General features: G+C 43.1%; 8 protein-coding genes. 4 read left to right on the top strand and 4 right to left on the bottom strand.

What is annotated here, in order from left to right:
• Position 1: 1 nt before the first annotated feature.
• From cas2 to LZ23_RS10385, 4 genes are all read right to left on the bottom strand, one after another.
• On the bottom strand, positions 2-280 hold the full coding sequence (gene cas2 / locus LZ23_RS10400) for a CRISPR-associated endonuclease Cas2 (protein WP_045213941.1): 279 nt from the start codon (positions 278-280) through the stop codon (positions 2-4).
• Positions 280-1,332, bottom strand: coding sequence for a CRISPR-associated endonuclease Cas1 (cas1, locus tag LZ23_RS10395; RefSeq protein ID WP_045213940.1), 1,053 nt, complete (start codon positions 1,330-1,332; stop codon positions 280-282). The genes cas2 and cas1 overlap by 1 nt, the downstream gene beginning before the upstream one ends.
• Positions 1,333-1,524: 192 nt before the next feature.
• Positions 1,525-3,141, bottom strand: coding sequence for a CRISPR-associated primase-polymerase type A1 (locus tag LZ23_RS10390; RefSeq protein ID WP_052507300.1), 1,617 nt, complete (start codon positions 3,139-3,141; stop codon positions 1,525-1,527).
• 336 nt (positions 3,142-3,477) lie between these two features.
• Positions 3,478-4,845 (bottom strand): tetratricopeptide repeat protein, encoded by a 1,368-nt coding sequence (locus tag LZ23_RS10385; RefSeq protein ID WP_045213938.1) that lies wholly within the window; start codon positions 4,843-4,845, stop codon positions 3,478-3,480.
• Between the two features lie 777 nt (positions 4,846-5,622).
• Here LZ23_RS10385 and LZ23_RS10380 point away from each other — a divergent pair.
• The 4 genes from LZ23_RS10380 to LZ23_RS10365 form a co-directional block, all read left to right on the top strand.
• A complete protein-coding gene (locus LZ23_RS10380) occupies positions 5,623-6,090 on the top strand; it encodes a hypothetical protein (protein WP_045213937.1) in 468 nt (155 codons plus the stop codon).
• Positions 6,083-7,186, top strand: a complete 1,104-nt coding sequence (locus LZ23_RS10375) for a hypothetical protein (protein WP_045213935.1) — start codon at positions 6,083-6,085, stop codon at positions 7,184-7,186. The genes LZ23_RS10380 and LZ23_RS10375 overlap by 8 nt, the downstream gene beginning before the upstream one ends.
• Positions 7,187-7,272: 86 nt before the next feature.
• Positions 7,273-8,439, top strand: coding sequence for a hypothetical protein (locus LZ23_RS10370; protein ID WP_045213933.1), 1,167 nt, complete (start codon positions 7,273-7,275; stop codon positions 8,437-8,439).
• A 5-nt stretch (positions 8,440-8,444) separates the two neighbouring features.
• A partial coding sequence (locus tag LZ23_RS10365) for a hypothetical protein (RefSeq protein ID WP_045213931.1) occupies positions 8,445-9,502 on the top strand: 1,058 nt, incomplete at its 3' end.

The raw sequence follows: 9,502 nt of genomic DNA, 5'->3' as shown, positions 1-9,502 counted from the left end.
GTTACACCACGTGAAAATCTTTGATTTCCGGCTTGTCTCCCAATCCGGATTGCTCAAAATCCTGCAAGCATTTCCTGCATAGTCGATAATAACGAACATTGTCCTCGGTGAAGTCAATAAGCCTTTCAATCTTGTCCTTCATTTTTAAGAAACCGCGCTCAGTCAGGTCCGGGCATTCAAAAGCTGACTTTTGCACTCTTTGCCCATACGATGTCAGGGTTTTAGCCACCTTGTATCGGGTTTTATCATCAACAATATCGTAGCAAACCAAGTAAAACACTACATCTTCTCCCCAAGATTGAATGGCTGATACTCTTCTGTTTCATTCTGAATATAGGCCTGAAACTTCCTGGCCTGGTGCAGGATATAGCCTCTATGGGTCAGATTGTGCCCAAGGTCTTTGACTCGGGTATTGATGTTCATCCACTTTTCATAAGTTTCTACCAGTGCCTTGCGGATACCTGGCTTCATCTCCACCGGCCTTTTCTTAACCAGATCATGTTCATCCACAAAGTCTGTATCAAATAGATCACGGTAAACAAAGTCATCTTTTTTAACAGATCCTTTATTGATAAGCTGAAGTACAAGCCTGTCACCAAGATAAGTTCGCCATTCTTCAACCAGATCGCAAGCCAGGGAAGGGCGGCCATAGGCAGGCTCATGAAGTGCACCAAGGTAGGGATCAAGGCCACTGGTTTTGATGGCGCTTAAGACTTCATTGGTGAGCATGGTGTAAATAAATGAGAGAAGAGCATTAACGGGATCCAACGGTGGTCTTTTGGTCCGAATTGAAAATGAGAAGTCAGGGTTTTTAAGCAGAAAGCCAAAGGCCTTGAAGTAGATTCTGGCTGCGTTGCCCTCAATGCCTCGTAAAATATCCAGACTGTCTATTTCAGGAAGGCTTTTGATCATGGTTCTAAGAGCCAAGGCCATGGACAATACATGCTCATTTCTGTTTCTCTGTCCAAGGGCCTGGAGAAATCTGGCCTGGTTGCGCAATTTGCCTTTTACGAAGAAGCGAGCAGTTTTAAGCAAAAAGTCAGTGTCAGACAGGTTAAGATATTGTTTTCGCCTGCGCTCCACATCTTTATGATCATCAATGTTGAGCCTCCCTCTGAAAGCCCCGCGTGGGGAAAGAAAAACAGTTTCCACACGGTTTCGTATGAGAAAATCCATAACCCCGCCAGTAAGCGAGGTGTAGCCCATAAGCACAAGCTGCTCCAAGTTGGCGCCAGGAATCTCATCCACAAGTTTGCGGTCTTTGAACAAGGCAAGGTTTGGGCCTGATTTGCGCAGATAACTTCCAGGTTCTAATACATATACTCTTCGCATGCCATATTGCTCACGGGCTGGACGTGAAATGTTTATGATAAAAGATTACCGCAACAGCGACACTTTGCATAAATTATCCCCACGGCGACCGGGGACAGGCACTTTTGCCGACCAAAAACAGTATAATAGACAGACTATCCGGCGGCAAAAGAGCCAGTCCCCTTCGAGTTTAAAGAAAGTGTCGCTGTAGTGTTACGTATTTTGAGGTAAAAACTTTTGCACCATCTCAAGGCTGATCCTCAGATGATCCAGGGCATCATTTAAGTTTTCAATTCTCTCTGCCTTGACCTGATCTGCCGGCATGTGGTCAGGGCAGTGCAGCAAAGGATGGAGATATCTGCCAGATTGCTGAAACTCGCAATAGTCCAGGTTAATTCCCAGAAGTTGATGGATCTTTTTACACCCAAGGGGTGTACCTCTAATCCTGGAAAGCTTGTAATCCACCAGGTGAGAGTTATAATCTGAAGTATTGCCCATAAGAGCATGCATAAGAAGTCTGGCTCTGGACAGGAAGCCAATGGTCTGGAAAATGACTTTTTCCTCACGTATGCCCAGTTCTTTCGAGCCTCTCAAAGCAGTAATAATTTTGCCCAGGGGAGGGCAGTTTTCTGTCAGAATATGTAGTTCAGGATATTTTTCAGCCCACTTGGCATACCCTGGATGGAGAGTGACCGGAGTCTTGTGCTTAGTTACAGCCTGAGACTGCACCTGTTTTACACTGATGCGGGGATGCTTCTTGAGCAAACTGATATTTGTCCAGGGATCTTTGCCATTGCCACCCAGGAAGTATGATGGCTTGCCGGAAACCCGGTGAATGCCCAGGGGCAGTTTGACCAGATTGCCCAGTCCTTTGCCCTGCAATTGATCCTGTTTGGGAAAGACTTCCAGATTGAAATATTGGCAGTCCCTATTCAAAGCCGAGGTCATGGCGATGATAGTCTTTCGGGCCATGGATGATGCAACTGGCTCTTCAAAGAAAAACCAGAAGTGATAGCCTTTACCTCCGGAAAACTCACAAAGGGGAGGGACTCCTGTGTTTTGGGCAGACATCTCTTTTAGTCTGGACATGATATAGTCCTTTTCTCTTTTGATATTAAATTTGTCATTGTTTTTAATATCGCCAGTTCTGAAATGTTTGTTCAGATCCATGTCAATGACTGCGGTCATAATGGTGGAATCAGCCCGCAAAAGGTAAATTCCATATGTTTTGCGACCTTTAAGGTGTTCCAGGATGTCTTGCTGACTTATGGGTTTCCTTACTGGCATGTAACCTTGAGTACCCTTTGATTTGTCCACCCATTGCCTGGCAAAGACATCTTCGCGCCCTTGAAAATAGTTCATATACAATTCCAGCATTTCGTTATGATGCCTGAGCTTTGCAAAGGGATCATCAACATCTGGCTCATATACATGATTTTGCAGGGGAGTGTGGTGATCAAATGATTTTTCGAGATCTGGATGAGTGATTATTGCTCTGGCTTTGACTGAATGGGCCGACTCACTGCGACCAAGTCCCTGTAAAAGCTCAAAGTGTTTTTTCCAGGCCTCGGTAAACTGGGGCTGACTGTCATTGCACCAGGCTAAGATACTCAGGGCCTGTTCGGTTTCACCCAGAACCAGTGCAATGTCAGCCCAGGTAAGTAATTGATCTGGATTAAGATGGTCATAGAGTGCCTTTTTTTTCAAAGTGGACAGGCATTTTTCATGGTCAGTGCCCTTGAGTGCCATCTGCTTGAGCCTGGTGGTCAATAGATTGTAGTCAGGCTTTGCAGCTTTAGATTTTTTGTTTATCAGGGGAAGTGTGTTCACCTTTCCTCCTTACAAGTAACTAAAACCAAATTAGAAATAAATTCAGAGCATTATGGTTTTACCTAACAGATTGCTTCGGTCGCTTAGGCTCCCTCGCAATGACAGGTTTTGAGTAACCACATCCCTGACAACTCAGGTGTCATTGCGAGCGAGTCTTTTTACCTCGTTGAACACACGCAGTGTAGGCGCAGCCATTCAACTGGGGCGAGCGCGGCAATCCTTGTTGCGAGCGAAGCGAAGCAATCTCGTGTTAAGGCTGATTTTATAGTTACTCGCAGGTTCGGTCCCGGTCCACCGGGGAGAAGCACTTAACACTTAAAACTTAAAACTTAAAACTCAAAAAGTCTTTTCAAAAACCTCAATCAGCTTGCCAAGCATGGGAAAGTTGGGTTTGAAAGCCTTGAGGTCATTGATATGTTCCAGGGCTCTATCTTTGTCATGGCGACGAATACAGGCTGCAGCAGCCCAGAGCAGTCCGTCAGGGTCAGGAGTACCGTAGGTATCGAAATGAAACTTAGTTGATTCTTCAGCATACTTCTGGCATTGATCAAAGTTGTCCATTTTAAACTCCAGCCTGGCCAGACGAATGAGTGCCCTGTGCCTCGAACGACGATCCCTTTCCAGAGACTTGATCCATGTTTGCCTGGCTTTAGCGAAGTCCTGCAGTGCTGCATAGCAGTCACCTTCGGTCCAGCGCACAAATTGTCGTCGGAACTTTTCCGGAATTTTGGACAGTACCTGCAGAGCCTCCATGGGCTTTTCTTTGCCCAGCCAGACTCTGGCCCAGAGTTCATAAATGTAATCACCATTCCTGGGATCGGTACAGTTTGCTGCAAATTCAAGGTCTTTGCGTGCCTCATCAAATCGTCCAAGTTCAAAGTGGACCTTGCCGAGGGCAAAGAATTTATGTTCTGCCTTAACATAGTTTTTATCCTCATCAAGCCTGATACATTTTTCCAGCAGGCTTAATGCTTCTCCAGCGCGTTTCTGCTTCAAAAGACATGAAGCCAGGTTATAAAGGGATTTCACATAATTCTTGTATTCCTGATGTCTTTTTTCTCTGGTCTGAGCATCATATGCTTCCCAGTTTTCAATGGCCTTGCGAAATAATGGCGCAGCCTTGAGATCCATGTTCTGGATATTTTTATAAAGCATGCCCTGGCGGTAATAGTTGGTCACTCCTTCAGGCCTTAGTTCCTGAGCCTTTGCAAAGTATTTATGAGCCTTTTCAATATACTGAGCTTTTTGTTGAGGAGGCAGGATACGCTCTCTGTTTTTGGTGGAGTATACCATATCGTAAAGAACATAAGCCAGTCCGGAAGCAAAGAAGAAGTTGTCAGGCTGAGCTTTGATGCACTTGTGATACTGGGTAATGCTTTGCTCCGGTTTTCCTGCATGACTCAAGGCAAAAGCCAGTTCCGCTCTTACGGGTGTTTCAAGACCCAGTGCGGTAAGTTCAGGCTCTTTTTCTTCAAGGGGGTAAAAGAGATCAATGATTTGCTGCCAGTTATTATTAGTTCTGGCCATGGAGATTTCAGCCATGCAAGAATCGAGTCTGGACCGCAGTCTTTCCATGTGACCCTGGTCTTGAGCCAATGTGTCTAAGAAATCCAGGTCACTATGTTTTTCTTTAGGAAGAGGAGTTGTGCTGGAATGCGCTTTGTCTTGAGGATATGAAATTACTTTGGCCTGATTTGCTGTCATGATTTGCCTCCCGTAAACTTGAGGTGTGTCTTGAAAGTGAAGACAGGTTTGCCTGCCTGCAATTATATTACGGAATATGGGAGGTCTTTTTCAAAAAATACTGGATTATTGAGAGTTGAAAGTCATCAGTAAATTATTGGTAGTTGAACAAAAAAAAAGCCGTTATAGTAGTTGAACTTTGAAAATGTCTTATGTCTTAAGCTTGAAAAAAGATTTTAAGACAAGGTGTTACAAGAGAGAGTTTTGACTATTGACCAGGCTGGATAATTACAAGAAAAAATGGCAAGTATTCGATTTAGTCAATTTATAAAATTACCTTCATTGTTTGTTGAATTGTAACTGTTCAGCAAGATCAATAAGAAGACCTGGACCCCGGATCCGTCATCCCGGACTCGATCCGGGACCGGGGTGACGGTTAGAGCAAATAGTTGCCCTTTTTCGTCATTCCGGCGAAAGCCGGAATCCAGGGTATTTTAATAGTTTTATAGCAAATGTGGTGAATAGATACGTTGAATTTATATTGTAACTGGACAATCAAAAGTTTTTCTGTAATAATTATTTTTTTAATTTTTTTTTTGCAGATCATTATGTTATTTTAGCAGATCAGATATCAATCGAAATTTATTGGTTTTCTTTCATTCAACAATGACTCCAAAACCAGGAACTTTTAACTCTTAAGCGAAACAATACAGTTGAAAATATTGGTTGTTTAACTTCAAAATTATTTGGTTACCCATGTTCATCTTTAGATCGAGAACTGGCAGTTTGAGGGGGATCATGTCTTCAAAGAAAATGACTTTTCAAGATATTTTGAAATCAATGCCCAAAAAAGACGAGCCTGATAATCCCTTTAAGGTACTGGAAGGCAGTAGTGTCAGGAAAATTCCTTTTGAAAGCTGGCAGGAAAGGATGTTTTTTTATGGAGGTTGTGATCGCAGACTTAGAAAGTTTACAGGTTCTTTTCCTGCAACACTTAGAAAAAATCAAACCACACATCCTGTGTTTATTCTGAAAAAAACCACTTCACAGTCTTTCATGACCTGTCCTTGTACCTCAGTATGCGATAATGAAATGATCTACATAAAAGCCCATTGCCCACTGGATATGACTGGAGCAGAGCTTGACCGCAACAGCTATATTGTCAGGAAATACACTTTCAATCTTTCACCAGACCCTGGTTTTCACAGGAAATTGAATCTGGCAGGCATAGTACCTGAAAAATGTCTGAGCAAGTCTCTTGGCTGATTTACTTTCCCCTGCCAACGACCCAATCAACACTACCTTGGAAATTGATATGGAAAAACCCATCAAATCCCTGAACAACTGGCTGCAAACCCAAGACGGTAAAGCTTATTTGAGAGAGTGTGCAAGAAATCTGGTGAGAATCAGAGAGAAACACATGAGATCCCAAGATAAAGTGTTATGGGATACTTTTGCCTCGGAACAGAACATCTTAGATCTTTCAACCGAACTGTTTTTATTTTTGAATGATAATCTGAGGGCTTTTGATACAATACAGGCAATTATCAGTACAGGAAACATGACTAAGGCCATTGGTATTTTATGCCTGAAGTTCAAAAATCATTTAAAAGATCTTGAACGAGGAGCTCAAGGTAACTTTTTTTCAAACCTTTACCGCAAAATTCAGCTGTCTCTTTCCAGGCATGATGCTTTTACAGTATCATCCCAAAAAGGAATGTCATTTTATGCAGCCTTGAGAGAGGCTGACCTGCCGATTATCCAACAGAATTTTTTTCAAGCCAACAGCATAGAAGACTATCCATATCCTGAGAAAGAAAGTAAGTGGGAAGGTGAAAAAGATATTGTAGCCTGGGCGGGATTTTTCTGGGACAGGACAAGAGAGAGGTCAGGTTATGACTGTCTGATTCCAGTCCGGGAATATACCTTTTATCTGATCAGTAAAAAATGTGTACATGACGAAACAGTCAGCTTTGCGGATTCTACATATCTTGATGAACAAGGGCAGCAGGTCTGTATTTATGAGTTTATTGCCGATCCTTACCCAGGGACTGGCATAAGCTCAGAACTGCTTGAAGGTCTTGCCATGGCAACGGTTCAGGGCTGGGATGATAAAACCTGCAAGGCATTTTATCTGTACTATAATAAGCAGATGACTCTTGAAGAAACAGCTGCTGCAGTTGGTTACTCAGGACCCAGTGGTGTGCGTAATATCATTAGACAAGCCATTCATTCTATCAGGGACATAACCTCAGCCTGGCCCGGCTTTTATGAGGATAACATGAACGAAGAAGCTGGCAGGTTGTTTCTGGAAAATATATTTTTATTATGCAAATCCAGATCTTTTGACCATAAATTATGATTAAGAACATTGCTGTTTTTTGTTTGCAGGTGCAATGCATCATGAAGCAGTACATGTTTAATTTTTGAAATATTGGAGATGGTTCTATGTCTACTTATGCTGAACCTGCGCTGAATAGAGAAATAACACAGGAAGACTGGCAGATAGCCCTGAATATTCGAACATGCCCGCCGGATACAATTCTGTTTAAGGAAACAAGTAAAAACCTTACCCGCCATATTCGCTCCTGTTATATGTGTCAGATGAACCTTGAGATTGAGGTTGATGAAACCTGGTCTTGGCCTGAGGTTTATCAAAAGCTTGAATGTGACTCCGGACCAGAACCTGGTCAGATCACAAAAGTCAGTTCAGAACTTGCTGGATGGGGGCCCAAGGACAGGTATTATAACCCCCCGTTAGTGCTGATTCTTGAAGTTATTGACGAACAGGCTGTAAGGGTAGCGCAAATTTACCCTGGTGAAGAGTTCAAGTCTGAGGATGATATCTATCTTGATGGAATCGGATATGCCCAGCCCTGGAATATTTATACTATGGGCATAAAGGATTTGGAAGGGCAGGTGGGTGCTGTTGATTTTGACATTCTCCAGAAGATTATTGATATTTCTGAAAAGTATTTTCATGCTGAAGAGGATTCCATGATATACCTGTTCAGATGCATGGAAATTGAAGTAGGTTCTTTTTTCAGCCAGCAGAGCATTTCCCGCCTGGTCCTTGAACATGAAGAAGCTGAATCTGTCAGGAATCTTGTGATAAAAGCCATCCATAATAATGCTAAAATGCCCGGTCTTGAAAAGTCTCATGATCCCCTGCTTGAAATCGCCAGAATGGAAATGTCTGAGTTGAAGCAGGCTCTGCCTGTTAAGTTTGGCATGCCTGAATCTGTATCTGACGATTTCAAAAAGACACAGACCTTAGCAATGGCAGCGTCCGACAAGGACAGTATTCAGGCCAAGATGATCGTACTTGATGATACCGGTATGGAATTCAAGAGTTTTCAGTCCGGTCTTGTGACCATTATGTCCACAGATCGTGGTGATGATCATCTTAAAATATTTGGCAAAATAGATCCGGACTTTGTTCAGGCTTCTGAAATGTTTGCCTGGTGGGATACTCCGGACGGTTCCTTTCCTGCAGACCCTGTAGATCTTTCAGAAGACCATAGCCTGTTTACAGCTTTTTTCCCGGAAATGAGCAGGCAGGATTATCTTAAGGGCCGCCTGATGGTGATTTTTGTGAGTATGGAAAGTGACTGAAGTCAATGGTGATACTGAAGGATTTTTCTACATTTGTGCATGATGGTATGGGCATGCCTCTTGGACTAAGGTCTCGTCCAGGAAGTCTGGTTCTGCCTCACAGCAACCAGGAGATACAGCAATATATTGACAGCATAGCTTCAAATCTGAACTGCACCCACCAGAAAAGGTTGTTTAACTATTTGCTTATATCCTCAGCCCTGCCTTTTCCCGCCAGCAACAGACATCTCGAATTACTCTCCAGAATCATAAACATTGACAGTTTGGATTTGGGTTTGGAGTGGAATCAAATCCTGGGCATGAAGTGGATGTCCATCCCCCTTGTTCTGGCCGTCAATGGTCAGGGCATGCTGGTGCATGCGTTTTTAGGCATGGGTGCTGGATTGAAGAATGTTTTTCCTGAGAATATTGACGAGTTTATGGAAGAACAGTCCAAACTTGCGGTACTTCAGGCTGCTGAGCTTGCTGGATTCGGAAAAGCTGGGAATAACGCCCCTGGGTTCTTTTTCTGGTATCCCTCAATATATGGTATAAAAATATCAGGAAAATCCATTGGCCTTGCCGTTTATGCCGGACTGAAGATGCTTAGAGAGCAGTTTGAATGGCCGAACCTGGTTTGTACTGGAAGTTTTGACGCAAGCGGCAGGTTATCACCAGTTAGTCATGTAGCTGAAAAAATGGCCGCCGCTCAGGAAGCTGGATACAAAGGGATTATATTTCCAGAAGCCGGTACAATAAGTTTTCCGGAATATATCGACATTGAACGAATGCCGGTATCCAATCCGGAAATGGCATTGTGTCTGATTAAAACCTTCAGCCCTGGAAAAGGACGAACCCATCTTCATTTTCTAAGCTCTATCGATAACCTTGAGCCTAATCTTGATCTCATGCTTGATTGTGACCTGGAACTGCTAATGTATCTTGAAGATAAAGATTGTCTTTTGAGCGCTAAAATTCGGGAACTGGCCATCAACAACCACTTTTTTTCGAGTAAACTAACTAAAAGGCTGGAAGAGTCGCTCCAGACAACCGATACTTATCTGAACAAAGTACATAGTATACT

Origin of the sequence: Desulfonatronovibrio magnus, assembly GCF_000934755.1 — a bacterium.
Taxonomy (GTDB): Bacteria; Desulfobacterota; Desulfovibrionia; order Desulfovibrionales; family Desulfonatronovibrionaceae; genus Desulfonatronovibrio; species Desulfonatronovibrio magnus.
Note: the sequence above shows the minus strand (reverse complement) of the source record. Positions and strands in the feature narration are given on the sequence as shown.

Coding starts and splice junctions, on each gene's coding strand:
- LZ23_RS10385 (WP_045213938.1), bottom strand. CDS start 4,845: ATGACAGCAAATCAGGCCAAAGTAATTTCATATCCTCAAGACAAAGCG.
- LZ23_RS10380 (WP_045213937.1), top strand. CDS start 5,623: ATGTCTTCAAAGAAAATGACTTTTCAAGATATTTTGAAATCAATGCCC.
- cas1 (WP_045213940.1), bottom strand. CDS start 1,332: ATGCGAAGAGTATATGTATTAGAACCTGGAAGTTATCTGCGCAAATCA.
- LZ23_RS10370 (WP_045213933.1), top strand. CDS start 7,273: ATGTCTACTTATGCTGAACCTGCGCTGAATAGAGAAATAACACAGGAA.